We start from the raw sequence: 22670 nt of genomic DNA on the forward strand, positions 1-22670 counted from the left end.
GCAGGAGTTTCACCTTGACCGACCTTCAGTCACCCGACTACGCGAAGCTGGCCGGCGACGCCCGCGACCACCTGTGGATGCACTTCACCCGGCTGTCGTCGTACCAGAAGAACGACATCCCGATGATCGTGCGCGGCGACGGCTGCTACGTCTGGGACAGCACCGGCCGTAAGTTCCTCGACGGCCTGTCCGCGCTGTTCGTCGTGCAGACCGGGCACGGCCGGACGGAACTGGCCGAGGCGGCCGCGAAACAGGCCAGCGAGCTGGCCTACTTCCCGATCTGGTCGTACGCGCACCCGAAGGCCGTCGAGCTGGCCGACCGGCTCGCCGACCTCACCCCCGGCGACCTGAACCGGGTCTTCTTCACCACCGGCGGTTCCGAGGCGGTCGAGTCGGCGTGGAAGCTGGCCCGCTCCTACTTCAAGCACACCGGCAAGCCGCTGAAGACCAAGGTGCTGTCCCGGTCGATCGCCTACCACGGCACCTCGATGGGCGCCCTGTCGATCACCGGCATCCCGGCGCTCAAGCAGGACTTCGAGCCGCTCGTGCCGTCCACCTTCCGGGTGCCGAACACCAACTACTACCGGCGCCCCGACGAGAACATGTCGCTTGAGGAGTTCGGTGTCTGGGCGGCCGACCGGATCGCCGAGGCCATCGAGTTCGAGGGCCCCGACACGGTCGCCGCGGTCTTCCTCGAGCCGGTGCAGAACGCCGGCGGCTGCTTCCCGCCGCCGCCCGGTTACTTCCAGCGGGTCCGGGAGATCTGCGACCGGTACGACGTACTCATGGTCTCGGACGACGTGATCAGCGGGTTCGGCCGGCTCGGCGAATACTTCGGCGGCCAGAAGTACGGCTACACGCCCGACATCATCACCGTGGCCAAGGGCCTGACCAGCGGTTACGTGCCGCTCGGTGCGATGATCGCGTCGGAGCGCCTGGCCGAGCCGTTCCTGCAGGGCACCAACTGGTTCGCGCACGGCATCACCTACGGTGGCCACCCGGTCGGCTCGGCGGTGGCCCTGGCCAACCTGGACATCATGGAGCGGGAAAACCTGAACGGCCACGTCCGGGAGAACAGCGACCTGTTCCGGTCGTACCTCGAGCGTCTCTACGACCTGCCGATCGTCGGCGACGTCCGCGGTGACGGCTACTTCTTCGGCATCGAGCTGGTGAAGGACAAGGCCACCAAGGAGACCTTCAACGAGGAGGAGTCGGAGCGGCTGCTGCGCGGCTTCCTCTCCAGCGCCCTGTTCGAGGCCGGCCTGTACTGCCGCGCCGACGACCGCGGCGACCCGGTGATCCAGCTGGCGCCGCCGCTGATCGCGGGCGAGGCCCAGTTCATCGAGATCGAGCAGATCCTGCGCTCGGTCCTGACCGAGGCCTCCAACCGCCTCTGACGTACCTATCGGAACGGCCCGGCTCCGGCCGGGCCGTTCTTGTCATGTCCAGCAGGCGGACGTAGAGATTCCTGTCGATATGCCAGTTGGTGCGGGCAGGGTGGAAACCCGACGGTTACCTGTTCGTCACGCTCGGGTGAGGATCGAGCGAGCGAGGTCCCTTCTCCACTGCTGGAGGAACGGCGTGCGTCCAACCATCCTCAGAAGATCGGCGGCCGGCGCGTTCGCCGCCATGCTGCTGCCGCTCCCGGCGGCGATGACCGTCCAGACCGTCACCCTGGCCCCGGCGCGCGCGGTCACCACCGTCGACGCCGGCGGCACGACTTCCGTACCGTTCACCGTCACCACCTCCGACGGCCGCGCCCTCACCGCGCCCGCCACCGTCGGCACCCTCACCTTCCCGGCCGGCGCCGCCTCCGGCACCGTGCGCGCCCTCACCGTCCGCGCACCCACCGGCGGCCCGTCGCTCGCCCGCCCGCTCCCCCTGGACCTGCGTGCCAGCGGTGCCGTCCTGACGAACAAGCCCGCCGTGATCGTCAACGCGCACGGCCTGCCGTACCTCGACAGCCGGCTGCCCGTCGGCCGGCGCGTCGAGGACCTCCTGCGGCGGATGACGCTCGACGACAAGATCGGCCAGATGACCCAGGCCGAGCGGGGCGCCATGGCGCCCGACCCCGCCCAGGTCGCCTCGCTTCGCCTCGGCTCGGTCCTTTCCGGAGGCGGGTCGGTGCCCACCCCCAACACCCCGGCCGCCTGGGTGGAGATGGTCAATCTCTTCCAGGCGTACGCCCTGAGCGCGCCCCTGCAGATCCCGATGATCTACGGGATCGACGCGGTGCACGGTCACGGCAACGTGTACGGCGCCACGGTCTTCCCGCACAACGTCGGGCTCGGTGCCGGCCGCGACCCCGGCCTGGTGGAACGGGTCTACCGGGCGACCGCCGCCGAGGTGCGGGCCACCGGCATCCCGTGGGACTTCGCGCCGTGCGTGTGCGTGTCCCGCGACGAACGCTGGGGGCGCTCCTACGAGAGCTTCGCCGAGGACCCGGCCCTGGTGATCCGGATGGAGACGGCGATCGACGGCCTGCAGGACGGCGGGGTTCTGGCCACCGTCAAGCACTACGCCGGGGACGGCGACACCGAGTACGGCACCGGCAACGGCGACTTCACCATCGACCAGGGCATCACCGTCACCAGCCGGGCCGACTTCGCCCGGCTCGACCTGGCGCCGTACCGGGCGGCGATCCGCAAGCACGACGCCGGCAGCGTGATGCCGTCGTTCTCCAGTGTGGACTGGACCGAGGACGGCGTCGGCAACCCCACCAAGATGCACGCCTCCCGCGAGCTGATCACCGGCACCCTGAAGCACGACCTCGGCTTCGACGGCCTGGTGATCAGCGACTGGGAGGGCATCCACCAGATCCCCGACCCGTCCGCCCCGGCCGGTTCGCCGCTGCCGACCGCTACCCAGGTGCGGGTGGGCGTGAACGCCGGCACCGACATGTTCATGGAGCCCAACACGGCGCCCCGCTTCGAGGAGCTGCTGCGCGCCGAGGTCGCGTCGGGCGGCGTGCCGATGTCCCGGATCGACGACGCGGTCCGGCGGATCCTGCGCACGAAGTTCGAGATCGGCCTGTTCGCCCACCCGTACGCCTCGGCCGCGAACGCCGGGCAGGTCGGCAGCGCCGCGCACCGGGCCCTGGCCCGCGAAGCGGTGGCCGAGTCGCAGGTGCTGCTGAAGAACTCCGGCCGCGCGCTGCCGCTGCGGAAGTCCGCGAAGATCTACGTGGCCGGCCGCAACGCCGACGACATCGGCAACCAGGCCGGCGGCTGGACCATCGACTGGCAGGGCCGCTCCGGGGCCGCGATCCCCGGCACCACCATCCTGCAGGCCATCCGCCAGGTCGCGCCGCAGGTCACGTACAGCGTGGACGGCACCGCCCCGACCGGCGGTGCCGACGTCGGGGTGGTCGTGGTGGGGGAGACCCCGTACGCCGAAGGTTTCGGTGATGTCGGCGGCCCGGTCTGCGGTTGGTGCACGCCGCCGCAGGCCGAACCGAAGTCCCTGACCCTGCAGCCGGGTGACCGGGCCGTCGTCGACCGGGTCTGTTCGGCCGTCCGCACCTGCGTGGTGCTGCTGGTCTCCGGTCGTCCCCAGGTCGTCACCGATCAGCTCGGTGAGATCGACGCGCTGGTCGCCTCGTGGCTGCCCGGCAGCGAGGGCGCCGGCGTCGCCGATGTGCTGTTCGGCAAGCGCCCGTTCACCGGCCGCCTCCCGGTGTCCTGGCCGGCCACCGTGGACCAGGTCCCGATCAATGTCGGAGATCCGAACTACCAACCCCTTTTCCCGTACGGGTGGGGCCTGCGGACCGGTGGTGGTGGGAGCGCGCTGGACGTTCTGCGGGACGCCGCGCAGACTCGGGTGATCTCCGGTCACGGCGGCCTGACCTGGGCTTCCGACCTCGCCGAGGCCGACCGTGCCCAGACGTCGGGCGACAACCTCCGGGCGTACCGTCTGCTGCGGAAGGTGATCTCCAGCTGAATCGATGAGCCGCCGCGGTGTCCCCGGGCACCGCGGCGGTTTCCGGCCCGTGGTGTGGCACACCGACGGCGTGCTTTCTGTGCTAGCTTGGCCGCGTTGCAGTTTTGATTTCCTAAGACGTTCTGAACGCCTGATGGGCATCTCGGCCCGCCAGGCGTTTTCTGTTTCGTCGGCAAGGTCGGGAGATCGACACGGCAACGCGAGAGGTCCCGCACGGTGCGGTTCCTCACGGTCAACAAGGAGTAGAGAATGGCCACCGGAATCGTCAAGTGGTTCAACGCGGACAAAGGCTTCGGCTTCATCACCCAGGACAGCGGCGACGGCGACGTCTTCGCGCACTTCTCGGCCATCGCGACCTCGGGCTTCCGCACCCTCGAGGAGAACCAGCGGGTCGAGTTCGATGTCGCTCAGGGTGCCAAGGGCCTGCAGGCGGAGAACATTCGCCCGCTCTGACAAAACTGCCCGGTGACCCCGATTCGGGGCCGCCGGGTGTGGTGACGGCCGGTCACCCATGGTTGAGATCCGCCACATCCGCGTGATCTCCCGGGGAGATCGGCCGTCTCCGTCTCTGCTCGTCTCAGCGGTAGGCCGGCTGTGGCGCGGCCGGGTCGGCCGCGACGACGTCGAGGTGCGGGTCGGCGGTGAGGTAACCGATCAGCGAGGCCGGGCCGGCGATCCCGGCCCAGTGCGGGTCGACGTCGAGGGTGACCCACCACGCCCGGTCGGACGGCCAGGCGAAGGCCGGCTCGGCGCCGCCGAGGCGGTAGGACTCCGGCCAGTTACCCGCGTCGGCCAGCGGCCCGCGGAACAGCCAGTAACGCCGGTGCGGCACGATCACCTGCGGGGCCGGGGCGGGCGGGTTGCCCTGGGCGAGGCCCTCCCAGGCGCAGAAGTAACAGTCGTCCGGGGTTGCGGTGTGCGCGGCGAGCAGCCCGAACAGGCGAGCGAGCTGACCGTCGCGCCAATCCTCCGCGTACACGTCGTTCTCGCTCTCGCCCGGATGCGCCGGGTCGGGCAGCAGCCGCAACCGCGCGTAGCTCTCGTAGCCCTCCGGCCCGAACGTCACGAGTCGGTGCCACGGCAGCTCGCTGAGACTGATCCAGTCGGCCGGCAGCGGATCCTCGCAGGGCGTGAGCGTCATGGTCCCCTTTCTACCGCCGCGCCCGCCGGCTCCGCCGGTGCTTGGCCCCCTGAGTCGCCGGTTTCGTGGTGGCCTGCGGTCAGGCCGTGCCAGATGCGGTCGCGCAGATCGTTGGCGCGGTCGCCGGGCAGGGTGCCGTGCGGATCCCGGAGGATGACCCGGAGCAGCACGTTCACCTCGTCGGCGCGGATGCCGAGCCGCTCGCGGGATGCGGCGGGCAGGTCGGCGGCGGGGGTCACCGAGCGAATCGCGACCTCCTCGACCAGGCCGGCGTCGGGGCCGAGGAGATCGCGCACCCGGTCACCCAGCTCCTCGGCGGTGACTCCCGGCGGCATCGCCACCGACAGGTCCCGGCGGGCGGCCGGCCCGGACGGGACCGGCCGGTAGGGCGCGAGCGACGTCATCTGACCGGCGACGCGCGGGTCCGCCGAACGCAGCAGCCGGATGTCGGTGATCCCCTTGCGCAGCATGACCAGGCGATCCAGGCCCAGGCCCAGCGCCAGCCCACGGATCCCGGGCCGCCGGAGCACGTGCGCGGCCGCCACACCGCACTCACCGATCTCCACCCACTCCGTCCCGGACCACGCCTCGATCTCCAGCCCGTCGGTGGTGTAGGGATGGGCGGCCGGGCGCACCCGCCACGACGTCCCGGGCAGCGCGGCACTCACCGCGACGGCCACGAGCTCGATCAGCTCATCCGCCGCCGCACCGGGGAGCCCGCGTTCCTCGCCGCCGGCCGGCACCGGAGCCAGGCCAGACGCCGGTGGGCCGGCGGTGATCCGCCACAGGTCGAGCTGGTGCGGGGTGCCGGTGTGCAGGCGGTCGATGGAGTCGCGCCGGTAGACGATACCCGGGCACGCGAGCAACGCATCGGTGCCGGTCATCGCGCGCACCGCGCCGGGGACCAGGGCGGACGTCTGCGAGCGCAGCATCCGGTCGGGGGAGACGTAGCGGGTGTGACGCGTGTCCCGGGCGGTGGCGTCGGGGGAGTAGCCGAGCCGGTCGTAGTTGTCGGCGACGTCGACGATCCGGGATCCGCGGTGGACCGTGAGGGTTGCCGACGGCCATCGGGCGGTTGCGGCGGCCAGCACGGCGTCGACGATGAGCTGGACGGCGTGCTGGCCGGCGGCCGGATCGGTCAGGTCACGGACGGCCAGGTCGGCGGCGAGGGCGGCCTCGGTCAGGTACGGCATGGGATCCTCCGGGCAGGGAAGGGCGGCCGGAGACAAAAACGGCCGCCCGGTGGGGCGGCCATCACGACGTACGCGAAAGTCAGCGGGCCACCGTCGGGGGCCGGCCGAACGCTTGTGCGCCGCGTGACGTCATGGGTGAAGGATGCGCCGGACAGCGTACGGTGTCATCCGATTTTCCGGCCGACCGCGGCCCACCCGCTGACCTCCCGGGACAGGTCGGCGCCGGCGGCGGGCTTCCAGCGGTGGCACTGCACGACGCCCGGCTCGACCAGGTCCGGCCCGCCGAGGAACGCGGCGGTCTCGTCGCGGGTGCGGCGGGTCTGCTTGGTGGCCACCTTGCTGTTGTAGCGCTGCTGCCCGGCCGCAGCCTGCGAGACGTTGACGTCGCTGGCCGGCTGGGTGATGGCCAGAAAGCTGCCGGGCGGGACCGCGGCCATCAGCTCGGCGATGATGCCGGCCGGATCTTCCTCGTCGGCGATCAGGTGCAGCACGCCGATCAGCAGCACCGCGACCGGCCGGCCGAGGTCGAGCGTCTGCCGGGCGGTGGCCAGGATCGGCGCCGGGTCGCGCAGGTCGCCGTCGATGTAGGCGGTGGCGCCGGCGTCGCTGCCGGTGAGCAGCGCCCGGGCGTGCACGAGCACGATCGGGTCGTTGTCCACGTAGACGATCCGCGATGAGGGAGCGACCTCCTGGGCGATCTGGTGGGTGTTGCCGGCCGCGGGGATGCCGGTGCCGATGTCCAGGAACTGGCGGATGCCGGCCTCGCCGGCCAGCCAGCGCACGGCCCGGCCGAGGAAGTCCCGGTTGGCCCGGATGTCGTAGCGGATGCCGGGTCGGACGGCGATGACCTCCTCGGCCGCCCTGCGGTCGGCCTCGAAGTTGTCCTTGCCGCCGAGCCAGTAGTCGTACACCCGGGCGGGGTGGGCCACGCTCGTGTCGAAGTCGTACTCCCGGTCACCCATAGGGCGACCATAGTCCGATCAGGACGCTCGCGGGCGCTCGAGCGCGTCGCGCAGGTTGGTCGCGTGCAGGGCGGCGTTGATGCCGACCCAGCGGATCGGTTCCGGCTCCCAGCGGCGGGAACGATGGCCGACCCAGGGCAGGGCGGTCCGGTCGCTCCGGTTGCCGGCGATCAGGTCGGCGAGCGTACGCCCGGCGAGGTTGGCGGCCGCGACGCCGTCACCGACATAGCCGCCCGCCCAGCCGAAGCCGTCGGTGAGGCCGACCGACGGCATCCAGTCGCGGGGGATGCCGAGCGGACCGCCCCAGCGGTAGGCGATCTCCGGTTTGATGCCGAACATCTCGGTGAGGGTGTCGCGCAGGCTGTCGAAGACGGCCGGCACCCGGTCGTACGACGGTTCGATACGCGAGCCGAAGTGGTAGGGCGCGCCCCGCCCGCCGAACGCGAGCCGGTCGTCGGCGGTCCGCTGGCCATAAATGATCATGTGGCGTTCGTCGGCGAACGTCTCCCGGCGGCGCAGCCCGATCCGCTCCCAGTCCGACTCGGGCAGCGGCTTGGTGGCGATCATCAGCGAGTAGACCGGGGCGAGCGCGCGACGGTGCCCGGCGAGCCGGGCGGTGTATCCCTCGAGGGCCCGCACCACCGTGCCGGCCCGCAGCGTGCCGTGGTCGGTGACGATCTGCCCGCGGGTGATCCGCTGCACCCGGGTGCCCTCGTAGATGGCGACGCCGCGCTGCTCGACCACCGACGCCAGGCCGCGCACCAGCTTGGCCGGGTGCAGCGCCGCGCAGTCGGGGCTGTAGACGCCGCCGAGCACGCCGGTCGCGCCGCAGATGGCGGACGCCTCGGCCGCGTCGACGAAGCCGGCCGAACCCTGCTGGCGGCGCAACTGTGCCGGGGTGCGGGCGAGGGTGATCGTGCCGCCCTTGGCGTAGTCGCAGTCGATGCCCTCGGCCGCGGCGGCCCGCCCGACCTCGTCCACCGCGTCGGCCAATGCCGCATGCATCGCCGTCGCGCGGGAAGCGCCGTAGCGCCGCGCCAGCTTGGCCTCCGGAACCGGGAACAGGCCCGACGCCCAGCCACCGTTGCGCCCGGACGCCCCGAAACCGCAGTACTCGGCCTCGACGATGGCGATCGACAGGTGCGGGGCCAGCTGCGAGAGGTAGTACGCCGTCCAGAGCCCGGTGTAGCCGCCCCCGGCGATCGCCACGTCCACGTCCGCGTCGCCGTCGAGCGGCGGGCGCGGGGTGACCGGTCCGAGGGTGTGCAACCAGAAGGACGGAGCGGTCATCGCGTACCCCATGCGTAGGTCTGTTTGGCCAGCTTCAGATACATGAACGTCTCGCACGAGGTGACGCCCTTGATCGGGCGGACCTTCTCGTTGAGCAGGTCGAGCAGGTGCTCGTCGTCGGTGCAGACGAGCTCGACGAGCAGGTCGAACCCGCCCGCGCAGATCACCACGTAGTCGACCTCGGGGATGTCGGCGATCTCGTCGGCGATGGCGCGCAGGTCGCCGTTCACCTTGAGGCCGACCATCGCCTGCCGCGCGAAGCCGAGCGTGAGCGGGTCGGTCACCGCCACGATCTGCATGAGCCCGCCGTCGAGCAGCCGCTGCACCCGCTGGCGCACGGCGGCCTCGGAGAGGCCGATCTCCTTGGCCAGCGTCGCGTACGACATGCGGCCGTCGCGCTGCAGGTGCTCGATGATCTGCTTGTTGATCTGATCCAAAGCCAGGTCCGCCGTCACGCCGCGATTCTTCCCCGGGTGCGGGTGTACGGCAATGGAATCGCTCGTCCGGTTTGCGGTGATCAATGGAATCCGTACCGGGAGATCACGGGTCAGTCCTTCCGAGCGGCAGTGACATCTGCGTTTATCGCAGAGTTGATCGCTCTTGACAAGGGTTTCAGTGGTGTAGAGGCTCTTGGGACACGGTTTCAGTGATCAGAAGACCGTTTATCACCCGAAAGGTGTGTTCCCCATGCGCGTCCTGGTTGTCGGTGCGGGCGGTGTCGGATCCGCCGCAGCCGGCATAGCCTGCCGCCGCGATTTCTTCACCCGCCTCGTGGTCGCCGACTACGACCTCGCCCGCGCCACCCGCGTCATCGACACCGTCGGCGACGAGCGGTTCGTGGCGGCGCAGATCGACGCCTCGAACGCCGAGGCGGTGGCCGCGCTCTGCCGCGCCCACGACATCACCCACGTGCTCAACGCCGTCGACCCCCGCTTCGTCATGCCGGTATTCGAAGGCGCCCGGGCCGCCGGCGCCGACTACCTCGACATGGCCATGTCGCTGTCCCACCCGCACCCCGACGACCCGTTCCAGCGGACCGGGGTGAAGCTGGGCGACGAGCAGTTCGCCGCCGCGCCCGCCTGGGCGGCGGCCGGCCGACTGGCCCTGGTGGGCATCGGCGTCGAGCCCGGCCTTTCCGACATCTTCGCCAGGTACGCCGCCGATCACCTGTTCAGCCGCATCGACGAGGTGGGCATCCGGGACGGCGGCAACCTCGAGGTGGCCGGCTACGAGTTCGCCCCGTCGTTCTCGGTGTGGACCACGATCGAGGAGTGCCTGAACCCGCCGGTCATCTACGAGAAGGGCCGCGGCTGGTTCACCACCGAGCCGCTGAGCGAGCCGGAGATCTTCGACTTCCCCGGCGGCATCGGCCCGGTCGAGTGCGTGCACGTGGAGCACGAGGAGGTGCTCCTCATCCCGCGCTGGGTGGACGCCGGCCGGGTCACCTTCAAGTACGGCCTGGGCCGCGAGTTCATCGAGGTGCTCCGCACCCTGCACAAACTGGGCCTGGACCGCACCGAGCCGGTGCAGGTCGGCGCCGCGCGGGTGTCCCCGCGCGACGTGGTGGCCGCGGTGCTGCCCGACCCGGCCACCCTGGGCGACAAGATGACCGGCAAGACCTGCGCCGGCACCGTGGTGCGGGGCCTCGGCAAGGACTTCAAGCCCCGCGAGGTCTACCTCTACCACCTGGTGGACAACGACTGGTCGATGCGCGAGTACGGCGCCCAGGCCGTCGTCTGGCAGACCGCGGTCAACCCGGTCATCGCCCTGGAGCTCCTGGCCTCCGGCAAGTGGCACGGCACCGGCGTCCTGGGCCCCGAGGCCTTCGACCCGCAGCCGTTCCTCGACAAGCTGGTCGAGTACGGCTCCCCCTGGGAGATGCGCGAGCAGTAGGAACCAGCGGACCGCGGCGGCCTGGCGCGCGAAGCAGCCTGCGGGGGATCGCGGCCGGCGTCGACACCAGCCACCGCATGCTGCTCTACCACTCCCGGATCGACCTGCTCGCGGGCGAGGATCCGGCCGAGGTGGACGCGGCCCACGACCTGTTCGTCCGCCTCGCGGGCCGATAGGCCCGGTCGATAGTGGACGGTAGAGTCCGGGGCAGCGAGGGGAGTTGCGTGGACGTTCAGATCGTTGTGGCGGGGGCGGCCGATCCTGACGAGCTAGTGGCGCTGGACGAGTGGCTGGCCGGTGATCCGGAGCTGCGCGGCCGGGTGACGGCGCGGCACGCACCGCCGCTGCCGGGCACGCTGGGGCCGGTTCTCGAGGCGTTGCTGGTCGCGATCGGGCCGGGCAGCACGGCGGCGGCGCTCGGCGCGGCCCTCGTGACCTGGGTGCGCGGGCGGCGCGGGCAGGTGTCGGTCATCGTGACACGGCCCGACGGCACGACGATCACCCTGGATGCCAAGCGCGTGCGGGACCTCAACACGCCGGCCCTGTCGGCCGAGCTGAACCGGATCGTGGCGTTGCTCGGCGAGGCGGAGCGCCGCACCGGCCCCGACACCGAGGAAGGGCCATCGGCCGGTCCTGATCCCGCCCGGAAATGACCGACGCTGCCGACGCCGACCCGAAACCCAGGACGGGTCTGTCCGGGCCGGGGGTGCGGATCCTGGTGATCGGCACGGCCAGTCACGCCGGGCCCACCCTCACGCCGGTGCCGGCGGCGAGGCGCAGTGCCGAGGCGGTCGGTGCCGCCCTGATCGCGGCCGGCGGGGCCGACCCGGAACAGGTGCGGGTGGTCGTCGACCCGCCGGACGTGGACGCGATGTCCGCGCTGGTGGCGGAAGCCGCGGAGGCGGCCGAGTCGGTGCTGCTGATCTACTACGTCGGCCACGGACTGATCGGGCCGCGCAACCGGCTGTACCTCGCGGCGTGCGCCACCGACGTGGTGACCGCGCCCCGGCCGCACCGCCAGGCGCTGCCGTTCCAGGAGCTCGCCGACACGCTCGCCGGCAGCCGGGCGAAGACCCGCATCGTGATCCTCGACTGCTGCTACTCGGCCCGGGCGGAACTCTCCGATGCGGCCCGGCCGGCGTTGCCGGGGTTCAGCCCGGCGGCGGCGTCCGGCACCTTCCTGCTGGCCTCCGCGGAGCGGCTGGCCGAGGCGCCGGCGGAGGAGGCGCTGACCACGTTCAGCGGGCGATTCGTGCGCCTGCTGGAGGAGGGCGACGCCCGGACCGGGCCGGTGCTCACGCTGAATACGGTCTACGACCGTCTCGCCGCGGCGGCCGAGACCGCGGGTACGGCCAAGCCCACGAGCCGGTCCGGGGACGAGTCCGGCTCGTTCGTGCTGGCCGTCAACCGCGCCCACCGGCCGGCCGGGCCGGAGCAGCGGATCCCGCCGGCCGCCGGGGAATGCCCCTACCTGGGGCTGGACGCGTTCCGGCCGAAGGACGCCGACCGCTACTTCGGTCGCGACGACACGGTTGCCGGCCTCGTCGCCGGGGTGGCGGGCGCGGCCGCGAAGCGCTCGCCGTCGATGCTCGTCGCGGCCTCCGGCGCGGGAAAGACGTCGCTGCTCAACGCGGGTCTGCGGCCGATGCTGGCGGCGGGGACACCCGAGCTGGCCGGTTCGCCGGGCTGGCCGGTGCTGCTGATGACCCCGGGCGAGCACCCGATGGCCCAACTGGTCATCCGACTCGACGCCGAGGCCGGAAAAGAGCAGCGGGCAAACATGCCGGCGGACAGCGAATGGGCGGCTCCGGTGCAGCCGGCCCAGGTGGTGGACCTCGCTGCGGCCGCCTGCACGGAACATGGCGCGAGCCGGCTGGTTCTGATCGTCGACCAGCTGGAACAGGTCTTCACGCTCTGCGAATCGGCCGAGGAACGCACGTCCTTCCTCGGCGCGGTCCGGGCACTCGCCGAGCGGCACGTGGTGGTGCTGGCGCTGCGCGCCGACTTCTACGGCCGGGCGGCCGAGCGACCCGAGCTCACCGACGCGCTGCGCCACCACCAGACGCTGATCACCGCGATGACCCCCGGCGAGATGCGCGCGGCCATCGAGGGCCCGGCCGCGGCGGCCGGGTTGCGGGTGGAGGACGGTCTGGCCGGCCTGATCCTGCGCGATCTCGGCGAGCAGGACCGGCTGCCGCTGCTGTCGCACGCGTTGTGGGCGACCTGGCAGCAACGCGAGGAGAACCGGCTCACCCTGGGCGGCTACAGCCGGGCCGGCGGGGTGGACGCGATCGGCGCCACCGCCGAGGCCGCGTGGGCGAGTCTCGCCGAGGACGAGGCGGCGGCCGGGGCGCTGCGCCGGATGCTGCCGCGGCTGGTACGGGTCGTCGGCGACGGACCCGAGACGATTCGGCCGGTGCCGCTCGACGACCTGCTGCGCGGCCTCGACGATCCGGCGGCGGGCGAACGCGCGCTGGAACGCTTCACCCGCGACCGGCTGGTCACCCGGGACAGTACGTCGGTGCGGCTCAGCCACGAGGCGCTGCTGCGCTCGTGGCCGCGGCTGCGGGACTGGATCGAGGAGGACCGGGAACGGCTGCGGACCGGCCAGCGAGTCACGGCGGACGCACGGACGTGGGCGGAGAACGGCCGTGACTCTGGCCTTCTCTACCGCGGTGCCCGGTTGGGCGGAGCGGCGGAGGCGGCCGCCGAACTCGGGCCGGAGGCGACCGCGTTCCTCGCGGCGTCAGGGTCGGCGCAGCGCCGGTCCGATCGGGTACGCCGGTCGGTGATCTCGGTGCTCGCGACCCTGCTGGTGGTGGCGGTGGCGGCGGCGATCACCGCGGTGGTGTTCCAGAGGCGGGCGGCCGACCAGCGGGACCTCGCGCTGTCCCGCCTGCTCGCCGCCGAGGCCGACCAACTGCGCGATCGGCAGCCCAACCTGGCCAAGCAGTTGAGTGTGCTGTCCTACAAGATCGACCCGGCCACCGGAACCGGTCCGGTCCTCGCCAGCCTGGCCAGTACCGGCACGCTCAACGCGGGCCGGGTCGCCTACGACCTGGCGCAGTCGGGCGACGGCGCGTTCGTGGCCGTCTCGACCGGCGACACGCTCGTGCTGCGCGACCCCCGGTCGGCGGCGGTGATCAGCGAGTTCGGCGACGGCGAGCTGAACGGGCCGGTCGCTCTCAGCACCGACGGGCGGCTGCTGGCGGTCGGGGTCGGCCCCGATTCGCCCGAGGCCAACACCGAGGACATGCGTGATCTGCCCCGGCCGCGGGTCCGGCTCTACGGGCTGGCCGACCCGGCGCACCCGGTGTCGCTCGCCGTGCTGGAGACGGGGGACACCAGCATCACCGCCGTGGCGCTCACCGCCGACGGCAGGACCCTGACGGCGGCCGGGCACAACGGCCGCATCCGGCTCTGGGATGTGACCCGGCCCGGGCAGCCCAGCGCCGCCGGGACCATCGACGCGCACCAGGGCATGGTGGACTCGCTGGCCTTCGCGCCGTCCGGCCGGTTGCTGGCCAGCTCCGGCCTCGACAAGAAGTCCCGGCTGTGGGCCGTGCCGGAGCTGGCGAAGCGGGCCGAGTCCACGTCGCCGGCCGACTGGCTCTTGAAGCCTCGCGTCTTCATGCACCGCGTCGCGTTCGACAAGACGGGCCGGTACCTGCTGACCGTGGCCGGCACGAAAAGCGACGAGTATCCGCGCCTCTGGGACGTCGGCGATCCCCGGAAGGTGTCGGCGGTCACCGACGACCGGAACTGGGATCGTCCCTACGGCAACACGTGCTCGAACGTCAGCTCGCTGGTCTACAGCCAGGACCGGGACGACGACCGGCTCGGCTACGTCGTCGGTGGCGGAAACGGTGACCTCTGTGTCTGGCGGAAGCTCTCCGACGGGCTGTGGTTCGCCAGCAAGACACCGGCCGGCACCACCCACAGCCTCGGCGCGGCGGTGATCCTCAAGTCTTCGGAGCCGGATTATCCGGTGGTGGCGACCCCGACCGACGCGGGCGTGCTGCTCTGGGACCTCGCCGACGCGTTCCGTCCGGGCGCGACCGGATCGACGCCGCTGCTGAAGGCCGGCCTGCTCAACGGGGTGACCTTCAACCCGCAGGGCCCGAAGCTGGTGGCCGACACCAGCTCCGACATCGGCACCCGGGTCTGGGACATCACCCAGACCCGCAGCCCGGTGCCGGTGCGCGACTTCCCCTCCCACGGCGACAACATGTCCACCGAGGACGGCGAGGGCATCGACGCATCGACGGCGTTCAGCCCGGACGGCTCCCTGTTCGCGGTCCCTCGCACCGACGGCAACCAGGCCCTGGTCGACATCGTCGCCACCAGCGAGCTGACCGCGGCCAAATACACCACGGTCGTCAAGCCGCTGGCGACGCTGAAGGACTTCACGTCCGGCGCCATGGGCATCACGTTCGGCGGCGGCAACGGACGGTTGCTCGCAGTGGCCGACGTCTCGCACCGCGACGACGGCCGCCCGTCGTCGATGCGCCTGTTCGACCTCAGTGATCCGGCTACGCCGAAACTGTTGGTCAACCTGCCGACGCTGGCCTTCCAGTTCGCGTTCTCCACGGTCGGTCCCTACCTGTACAGCTTCAGCGACAACGAGGTCCTGGCCTGGGACATCAGCGATCCGGTCAACCCTCGGCCGCTCGGGTCGCGTCCGGTCACGGCCGACAGCCTCCTGGCCAACGGCCAGCTGACCGGGGACGGCCGTTACCTGGTGATCGGCGACAACAGCCGGTACGTCCGTATCTTCCCGGTCGGCGATGACGGGCGGCTCGGCGAACCGATGCTCCTGGGCGGCCGCCGGAACTTCGTGAACACGGACCTCGCGGTCAGCCCGGACGGCAAACTCCTCGCCTTGCAGGGCGGCGAGAGCAGCGGTGACGGGATAGTTGATCTCTACGACATCAGCGACCCCCGCACCACCCGGCTGAACGCGAGCATGGAGGTCAACACGAGCCCGAACGGGCTGGCGTTCAGTCCGAACGGCAAGCTGCTGGCGGTGCGGGGAAGCGATGGCGTCGACTTCTGGTCGACCGACCCGGAGGAGGTCATCGCCCGGGTGTGCGCGTCGGCCGGTGACCCGATCTCGCCCGCTGAGTGGCGGACGTACGTGCCGGGAGTGCCCTACGAACCGCCCTGCTGACGAACGGAGGCCCGGACCCCCCTCGGGCCCGGGCTTCCGCACCTGACGGTGAGATCAGTCGAGCGAGTGCATGACGTGCTTGATGCGGGTGTAGTCCTCAAGCCCGTACACCGAAAGGTCCTTGCCGTGGCCGGAGTGCTTGAATCCGCCGTGCGGCATCTCCGCGACCAGCGGGATGTGGCAGTTGACCCAGACGCAGCCGAAGTCCAGGCGCTGCGTCATCCGCATGGCCCGGCCGTGGTCCTTGGTCCAGACACTCGACGCCAGCCCGTATTCCACCCCGTTGGCCCAGCGGACCGCCTCGTCCTCGTCGCTGAACTGCTGGACGGTGATCACCGGGCCGAAGATCTCGTCCTGGACGACCTCGTCGTTCTGGCGCAGCCCGGAGATGACGGTGGGGGAGTAGAAGTAGCCGCGGTCGCCGACCCGGGCGCCGCCGGCGTCGAGGGAGGCGTGGTCGGGCAGGCGGTCGACGAAGCCCTTGACCCGGTCGAGCTGGCGGGCGTTGTTCAGCGGCCCGTACAGCACGTCCTCGTCGTCGGCGGCGCCGGTCCGGGTGCCCTTGGCCTGCTCGGCGAGGGCGGCCACGAAGTCGGAGTACGCCCGCGGGGAGACCAGCACCCGGGTGGCGGCGGTGCAGTCCTGGCCGGCGTTGAAATAGCCGCCGACTGCGATGGCCTCGGCCGCCGCCGCGATGTCCGCGTCGTCGAAGACCACGACCGGCGCCTTGCCGCCCAGCTCGAGGTGGGTGCGCTTGAGGTCGGCGGAGGCAGCCTGGGCGACCTCCATGCCGGCCCGCACGCTGCCGGTGATCGACACCATCTGCGGCGTCGGGTGGCTGACCAGCTGGCGGCCGGTGTCGCGGTCGCCGATGACGACGTTGAACACGCCCGCCGGGAGGAACTCGGCGGCGATCTCGGCGAGCAGCACCGAGGTGACCGGGGTGGTGTCGGACGGCTTGAGGACCACCGTGTTGCCGGCCGCGAGCGCCGGCGCGATCTTCCACACGGCCATCATCAGCGGGTAGTTCCACGGGGTGACCTGCGCGCACACGCCGACCGGCTCGCGCCGGACGTAGGACTCGAAACCGTTCAGGTACTGGCCCGCGGAGCGGCCCTCGAGCAGCCGGGCCGCGCCGGCGAAGAACCGGATCTGGTCGATCGCGGGCGGCAGTTCCTCGCTCCTGGTCAGCCCGAGCGGCTTGCCGGTGTTCTGCGACTCGGCGGCGACCAGTTCGTCGGTGCGCGCCTCGATCGCGTCGGCGAACTTCAGCAGCGCCTGCTGCCGCTCGCTCGGCGTCGTGTTACGCCATTTCTCGAACGCCTCCGACGCGGCGGTGAAAGCCCGGTCCACATCCGGTTTGCCGGAAACCGGTGCGGAGGCGAAGACCTCGCCGGTGGCCGGGTCGATGAGGTCCTCGTATCGGCCCTCGGCGGGCGCGGCCGGGGCGCCACCGATGAAGTTGTGCAGCACGGTCTTGGCGGTCACGAGATCTCCAGGAGCAGGATCGGACACTTTCCGGCCCATCTTTCCACTGATTCCGAAGCTGACAAGAGGTTGAAGCGACGACTTCCGTTTACCCGCTCAGCCTTCGGCGGGGCGGGCCGAACTTGGAGGGAGTGGGGTCCACCGCGGGCACGACGGGTGCGGACGGCCGGCTGAGCGATGCGGCGCGTCTGCGCCGGATGCGTGACAGCGGGCTGCTCGAGGGTGCCTCCAGCGCATCGCTGGACCGGCTCGCCCGGGCCGCCGCCCACCAGTTGCGCACCACCCGGGCCCAGGTGTCGCTGGTGACCGCCGACCGGCGGGTGGTGGTCGGTTCGGCCGGCTCGCCGGTCGCCCACACGTACTGCCGGATGGTCGTCGACACCGACGCCCCGCTGCTGGTCACCGACGCGCGCGCGGACGACCGGGTGGCCGGGCACCCGGCGATCGGGGACGGCGTGGTCGCGTACGCCGGTTTCCCGATCCGCAGTCTCGACGGTCACCCGCTCGGCGCGTTCTGCGTGCTGCACGACGAGCCGCGGGACTGGGAACCGCGGGACCTGCTGCTGGTGGAGGACCTCGCGGCCACCGCGGAGGCGGAGATCGCCATGCGGGCCGAGGCCCGGGTGCACGCGGCCGCCGCCCGCCGGCTGCAGGGTGTCCTCGACGCCTGCCAGGACGCGTACGTGTCGGTGGACGGCGCCGGGAACGTGCTGGCCTGGAACGCCGCCGCCGAGAAGCTGTTCGGCTACTCCGCCGCGGAGGCCCTCGGCAGCCAGGTCGCCGGCCTGATCATCCCGGCCCGGTTCCGGGCCGCGCACTCGGCCGGGCTGGCCCGGTTGCACGGGGGCGGCCGGTCCCGGTTGGCCGGCCACCGGATCGAGTTGTCCGCCCGCAACCGCGCCGGCGACGAGTTCCCGATCGAGATGACCCTGCAGGTCGAGGAGGACAGCTACCACGCGTTCCTGCACGACATCAGCGGCCGGGTCGCCGACCGGCGCCAGCTGGAACACGAGCGCACCTTCCTGCAGGCGCTGCTGGACAGCCTCGACGTGGGCGTCGGCGCCTGCGACTCGGACGGCCGGCTGACCCTGTTCAACCATGCGATGCGGGAGATCCACGGCGCGGACGCCCGGCCGGTGTCGTTCGGTGACTGGCCCGAGGAGTACGACCTCTACGGTCCGGACGAGGTCACCCCGCTGGAGGCCGGGGAGTTGCCGCTGATCCGGGCGTTCAACGGGGAGCAGGTCGACCGGCAGCACCTCGTGGTCGCCCCGCGCGGCGGCGTCCCGCACCATTTCCACGTCAACGCCCGCCCGATCGAGACCACCGACGGTCGCCGGCTGGGCGCGGTGGTCGCCATGCACGACATCACCGACCAGCGGATCGCCGAGCGCTCCCGGGACGTCCGGTACGCGGTGGCCCGCGCTCTCGCCGACGCCACCAGCGCCGAGGAGGCGGCCGACCGTACGGTGGCCGCGGTGACCCGGGCGCTCGGCTGGGTGTACGGCGAGTTCTGGCAGGCCGACGACGACGCCGGGGTGATCAACCGGGTCGGGCAGTGGACCGATCCGGCGTATGACCTCAGTGCCGTCACCGACGGCCGCCCGTTCGGTGTCCGGCGGGGCGTCGGCCTGGCCGGGCACATCTGGGCCGACGAGGCCGAACTGTTCTCGGCCGAGGTCGCCGACGATCCGCGACTGATGAGCCGGGCCGAGCAGATCCGGGCGGCCGGCCTGCACAGCGCCCTCGGGGTGCCGGTCCGGTCGGGTGACCGGGTGCTGGGCGTGCTGCTGCTGTTCAGCGTGGCCGTCGAGGAGTACGACGCGGACGTCACCGACCTGCTCGAGCTGATCGGCGCTCAGCTGGGCCGCTACCTCGAGCGGCGCCGCACCGAGGACCTGGCCCTCGCGCTGGCCGCCGCCCGGCGCGACTTCGACCGGGTGATCGAGCAGGTCAACGACTACGTGTGGACGGTCGAGGTGCGGCCGGACCGGACCATCGGCTCGGTCTACGCCAGCCCGGACGGCAGCGGCGTGTTCGGCGAGCGACTGGCCGTCCAGTCGGACATGGCGGCCGCCATGGAGGGCCGGATCCATCCGGACGACCAGGCCGCCTACGACCTGTTCGTCGCCGAGGTGCGGGCCGGCCGGCCGGCCGAGAACGAGGTGCGGATGCTCGGCGCGGACGGGGTGACCCGGTGGGTCTGGACCCGGGCGATGCCGCGGCGGGAGAACGGCCGGCTGCTCGTCGACGGGATCAGCACCAACGTCACCGACCGGCACGTGCTCGCCGAGCAGCGCGAGCGGTTGCTGACCGACCAGCGGTCGCAGAACGAGAAGCTGCGCCGGGTCGACCGGCTCAAGGACGAGCTGGTCGCGCTGGTCAGTCACGAACTGCGGAACCCGCTCGGTGCGATCCGCAGCTACACCGAGGCGCTGCTCGACGATCCGGAGCTCACCGGGGACCAGCGCCACCTGACCGAGGTGATCGACCGGCGCAGCGCCCACATGCAGGTCCTCGTCGACGACCTGCTCGACATGGCCCGCCTCGAGGCCGGTCAGCTGCACCTGGAACGGAAGCCGCTGTCGGCCACCCGGCTGATCCGCGACGTGGTGCAGACGCTGCGGCCCGCCGCCGAGGCGAAGGGCCTGACCATCGAGGTGACGGCACCGCGGGAGCTGCTGGTGCAGGCCGACCCGGTGCGGTTGCGGCAGGTCCTCGACAACCTCGTCGCCAACGCGATCAAGTACACGCCGGCCGGCGGCGGGGTCACCGTGACGGCCCGGCACCAGCCGCCCGAACGAGCCGGCACCGGCGACGGCGACGTGGTGATCGAGGTGTCCGACACCGGCATCGGCATCCCGGCCGACCAGTACCCGCACCTGTTCGACCGGTTCTTCCGGGCCAGCAACGCGGTGCAGCAGGGCATCAAGGGCACCGGCCTGGGCCTGGCCATCACCAAGGCCATCGTGGACGCCCACGGCGGCACCCTGACGGCTCAACCCGCCGCGGGGACGGGCTGCACGTTCACGGTGTCGCTGCCGGCGTTGTGAACCGGGGCACGACCTCCTCGGCGAAGCGCCGCAGCGGCTCGTGGTCGTAGGCCACCCGCGGGATGTAGAAGATCACGTAGTCGGCGCCGGCCTCCAGCACCTGCTCGACCTTGGCGATGGCCTGCGACGTCGACCAGGACAGGTCGACCTCGACGGTGGTCGACTTGGCGATCGCGTCATAGGAACGGCCCAGGCGGTCGCAGTGCTCACGCAGCACACCCAGCTTCTGCCGGATGATCTCCGGGTTGCCGTTGCCGACGTTGGAGCCGTCGGCGTACTGCGCGACCAGCTTGAGCGTCACCTTCTCGCCGCCGCCACCCAGCCACAGCTTCGGGCGGCGCATCGGCTGGTTGATCGGGGCGTCGATGCGGTAGTGCCGGCCGGTGAAGACCGGGCGTTCCTCGGTCCACATCCGGTGCACGATCTCGACCGCCTCGCGGAAGGCGGCCATCCGCTGCGGCACGTCGGCCCACTCGTAGCCGTACGCCTTCCACTCGTGCTCGTACCAGCCGGCGCCGAGCCCGGCGTACAGCCGGCCGTGACTGGCCACGTCGACGGTCGACGCGATCTTGGCGTACAGCGAGGGCTGCCGGTAGCCGTTGCAGCCGACCATCTGGCCGATGTTGACCCGCGACGTGTCCCGGGCCAGGGTGGCGGTCGCCGTCCAGACCTCGAAGACCGAGTTGATCGTCGGCTCGGGCACGGTGTGGAAGTGGTCGTAGAGCCAGATCGAGTCCCACGGGCCGGCGTCGGCGAGTTTCGCCACCGCCGTCATCGCCTCGTACTGCTCGACCGGGTCGGCGATCTCGACCAGGTCCATCTTCCAGCCCTGCGGCACGAATACCCCGAAGCGCACACTCATACCGGCGAACTTAATCCACGTGATCATGTCGAGCGGGGTAGATCGGCTTCGTCCCTGAGGTAGAAGATCCGCTCAAGGAGGTTTCCATGCCGCGCTACCTGCTCATCGTCGACTACCGGCCGGGCGACGACGACACACCGATGGACCAGTGGCGCCCGGAGGAGATCAAGGCGCACATGAACTACTACGACGTGCTGAACGCCGCGCTGCGCGACAGCGGCGAGCTGGTCGGGGGCGAGGCGCTGACCGAGCCGCGGTCGGCCCGCGAGGTGATCTCCGACGGCACCTCGGCGCCGGTGGTGACGGACGGGCCGTTCGCCGAATCGAAGGAGATCCTGGCCGGCTACCAGATCGTCGAGGTCGAGTCGGAGGCCCGGGCGATCGAGATCGCCGCCCTCGTCTCAGCGGTGCCGGGGCCGGGCGGGGTGCCGCTGCGCCAGCCGGTCACGGTCCGCCGGGTGATGGACGGCACCGACTTCGAGGCCATGACCGGCCGGTGATCGCCGACCTGTTGCGCGAGCACGCCCCGGCGGTGCTGGGGGTGCTCGCGCGGCGGTGCGGTTCGTTCGACGACGCCGAGGACGCGGTGCAGGAGGCGCTGCTCGCCGCGCACCTGCACTGGCCGGTCGACGGCGTGCCGGACAATCCGCGCGGCTGGCTGCTGCAGACCGCCTCGCGCAAGCTGATCGACGCGATCCGCGGCGAGCAGGCCCGGCGCCGGCGCGAGGAACTGGTGTCCCGGCTGGACCGGCCGGTCGACGCCTACCCGGCCGACGACACCCTCGCCGTGCTGATGATGTGCTGCCATCCCGATCTGCCGCCGTCGTCGCAGGTCGCGCTCACCCTGCGGGCCGCGGGCGGGCTCACCACCGCGGAGATCGCGGCGGCCTTCCTGGTGCCGGAGGCGACCATGGCCCAGCGGATCAGCCGGGCCAAACAGAAACTGCGTGGCCGGCCCTTCGGGCCGTCCACCGACCTCACCTCCCTCCGCCGGGTGCTCTACCTGATCTTCAATGAGGGGTACGCCGTCAGCGCCGGCCGGACGCTGCACCGGGTCGAGCTGTCCGCCGAGGCCATCCGGCTGGCTCGCCGGATCAGTCACGTCGACGCGGAGAGTGCCGCTCTGCTCGCGCTGATGCTGCTCACCGACGCGCGCCGCCCGGCCCGTACGTCGGTGGACGGTGACCTGATTCCGCTGGAGGAGCAGGACCGTGCCCTCTGGAACCGGAATTTGATCGTGGAGGGGATCGGCATATTCGATGCCGTGGCCGGGACCGGGACGGTCGGCGAATATCAGCTGCAGGCGGCGATCGCGGCGCTGCACTGCCGGGCGCCGACCTTCGAGACCACCGACTGGCCGCAGATCGCCGCCCTTTACGGACTTCTCGCGCGGGTCACCGGCAACCCGGTCGTATCGCTCAACCGTGCGGTGGCCGTGGCGATGTCCGACGGCCCGGCCGCCGGCCTCGCCCTGCTGGATGATCTCGGCGATCAGCTCGCCGGGAACCACCGCCTCGATGCGGTCCGCGCCCATCTGCACGAACAGGCGGGAGATCCATCGACGGCCGCGCGGCTGTACGCTGCCGCGGCGGCCCGAACCAGCAGCCTGCCCGAGCGGCGGTACCTGACCATGCGGGCCGCGCGATTGCGGCGCTGAGCCGGCGAAACGGGGAGAGCGG

Annotated in this window: 16 protein-coding genes; 9 read left to right on the top strand and 7 right to left on the bottom strand. The window is 71.7% G+C overall.

The window, feature by feature from the left end:
- The first annotated feature begins 14 nt into the window (after positions 1-14).
- The 3 genes from Ato02nite_RS27620 to Ato02nite_RS27630 all read left to right on the top strand — a co-directional run bounded on the left by Ato02nite_RS27620 (position 15) and on the right by Ato02nite_RS27630 (position 4392).
- Positions 15-1397, top strand: a complete 1383-nt coding sequence (locus Ato02nite_RS27620; RefSeq protein ID WP_213009546.1) for an aspartate aminotransferase family protein — start codon at positions 15-17, stop codon at positions 1395-1397.
- A gap of 184 nt (positions 1398-1581) precedes the next feature.
- Positions 1582-3939, top strand: coding sequence for a glycoside hydrolase family 3 protein (locus Ato02nite_RS27625; RefSeq protein WP_246607465.1), 2358 nt, complete (start codon positions 1582-1584; stop codon positions 3937-3939).
- 249 nt (positions 3940-4188) lie between these two features.
- Positions 4189-4392: a cold-shock protein gene (locus Ato02nite_RS27630; protein ID WP_213009547.1), complete on the top strand. Its 204-nt coding sequence runs from the start codon at positions 4189-4191 to the stop codon at positions 4390-4392.
- A 124-nt stretch (positions 4393-4516) separates the two neighbouring features.
- Here the strand turns inward: Ato02nite_RS27630 and Ato02nite_RS27635 are convergent, their stop codons facing one another.
- The 5 genes from Ato02nite_RS27635 to Ato02nite_RS27655 all read right to left on the bottom strand — a co-directional run bounded on the left by Ato02nite_RS27635 (position 4517) and on the right by Ato02nite_RS27655 (position 8980).
- A complete protein-coding gene (locus Ato02nite_RS27635) occupies positions 4517-5080 on the bottom strand; it encodes a hypothetical protein (protein WP_213009548.1) in 564 nt (187 codons plus the stop codon).
- Positions 5077-6273 carry a PheS-related mystery ligase SrmL gene (srmL, locus tag Ato02nite_RS27640; protein WP_213009549.1) on the bottom strand — a complete coding sequence of 399 codons (1197 nt, stop codon included), beginning with the start codon at positions 6271-6273 and terminating at the stop codon, positions 5077-5079. The genes Ato02nite_RS27635 and srmL overlap by 4 nt, the downstream gene beginning before the upstream one ends.
- A gap of 164 nt (positions 6274-6437) precedes the next feature.
- Positions 6438-7235 (bottom strand): SAM-dependent methyltransferase, encoded by a 798-nt coding sequence (locus Ato02nite_RS27645; protein WP_213009550.1) that lies wholly within the window; start codon positions 7233-7235, stop codon positions 6438-6440.
- Between the two features lie 18 nt (positions 7236-7253).
- Positions 7254-8525 carry an NAD(P)/FAD-dependent oxidoreductase gene (locus Ato02nite_RS27650; RefSeq protein WP_213009551.1) on the bottom strand — a complete coding sequence of 424 codons (1272 nt, stop codon included), beginning with the start codon at positions 8523-8525 and terminating at the stop codon, positions 7254-7256.
- Complete coding sequence (locus Ato02nite_RS27655) at positions 8522-8980, bottom strand: Lrp/AsnC family transcriptional regulator (protein ID WP_203809136.1); 459 nt, start codon at positions 8978-8980, stop codon at positions 8522-8524. Before Ato02nite_RS27655 ends, Ato02nite_RS27650 begins: the two co-directional genes overlap by 4 nt.
- 232 nt (positions 8981-9212) lie before the next feature.
- Here Ato02nite_RS27655 and Ato02nite_RS27660 point away from each other — a divergent pair, with 232 nt between their 5' ends.
- The 3 genes from Ato02nite_RS27660 (at position 9213) to Ato02nite_RS27670 (ending at position 15588) form a co-directional block, all read left to right on the top strand.
- Positions 9213-10418 carry a saccharopine dehydrogenase family protein gene (locus Ato02nite_RS27660; RefSeq protein ID WP_213009552.1) on the top strand — a complete coding sequence of 402 codons (1206 nt, stop codon included), beginning with the start codon at positions 9213-9215 and terminating at the stop codon, positions 10416-10418.
- 224 nt (positions 10419-10642) lie between these two features.
- A complete protein-coding gene (locus Ato02nite_RS27665) occupies positions 10643-11071 on the top strand; it encodes an effector-associated constant component EACC1 (protein WP_213009553.1) in 429 nt (142 codons plus the stop codon).
- Complete coding sequence (locus Ato02nite_RS27670; RefSeq protein ID WP_213009554.1) at positions 11068-15588, top strand: caspase, EACC1-associated type; 4521 nt, start codon at positions 11068-11070, stop codon at positions 15586-15588. The genes Ato02nite_RS27665 and Ato02nite_RS27670 overlap by 4 nt, the downstream gene beginning before the upstream one ends.
- A gap of 54 nt (positions 15589-15642) precedes the next feature.
- On the opposite strand, the gene Ato02nite_RS27675 is transcribed toward Ato02nite_RS27670, so the two are convergent.
- Entirely contained in the window at positions 15643-17076 is a 1434-nt protein-coding gene (locus Ato02nite_RS27675) for a gamma-aminobutyraldehyde dehydrogenase (RefSeq protein WP_213009555.1), read from the bottom strand.
- 131 nt (positions 17077-17207) lie between these two features.
- Here Ato02nite_RS27675 and Ato02nite_RS27680 point away from each other — a divergent pair, with 131 nt between their 5' ends.
- Positions 17208-20129, top strand: coding sequence for an ATP-binding protein (locus Ato02nite_RS27680; protein WP_213009556.1), 2922 nt, complete (start codon positions 17208-17210; stop codon positions 20127-20129).
- On the opposite strand, the gene Ato02nite_RS27685 is transcribed toward Ato02nite_RS27680, so the two are convergent.
- On the bottom strand, positions 20104-21018 hold the full coding sequence (locus Ato02nite_RS27685) for a TIGR03560 family F420-dependent LLM class oxidoreductase (RefSeq protein WP_246607466.1): 915 nt from the start codon (positions 21016-21018) through the stop codon (positions 20104-20106). The two genes, Ato02nite_RS27680 and Ato02nite_RS27685, sit on opposite strands and share 26 nt — an antisense overlap.
- Before the next feature lie 59 nt (positions 21019-21077).
- Here Ato02nite_RS27685 and Ato02nite_RS27690 point away from each other — a divergent pair, with 59 nt between their 5' ends.
- A complete protein-coding gene (locus tag Ato02nite_RS27690) occupies positions 21078-21491 on the top strand; it encodes a YciI family protein (RefSeq protein WP_213009557.1) in 414 nt (137 codons plus the stop codon).
- Positions 21488-22648, top strand: a complete 1161-nt coding sequence (locus Ato02nite_RS27695) for an RNA polymerase sigma factor (protein ID WP_213009558.1) — start codon at positions 21488-21490, stop codon at positions 22646-22648. Before Ato02nite_RS27690 ends, Ato02nite_RS27695 begins: the two co-directional genes overlap by 4 nt.
- Positions 22649-22670: the final 22 nt, after the last annotated feature.

Source organism: Paractinoplanes toevensis (assembly GCF_018332695.1).
Taxonomy (GTDB): domain Bacteria; phylum Actinomycetota; class Actinomycetes; order Mycobacteriales; family Micromonosporaceae; genus Actinoplanes; species Actinoplanes toevensis.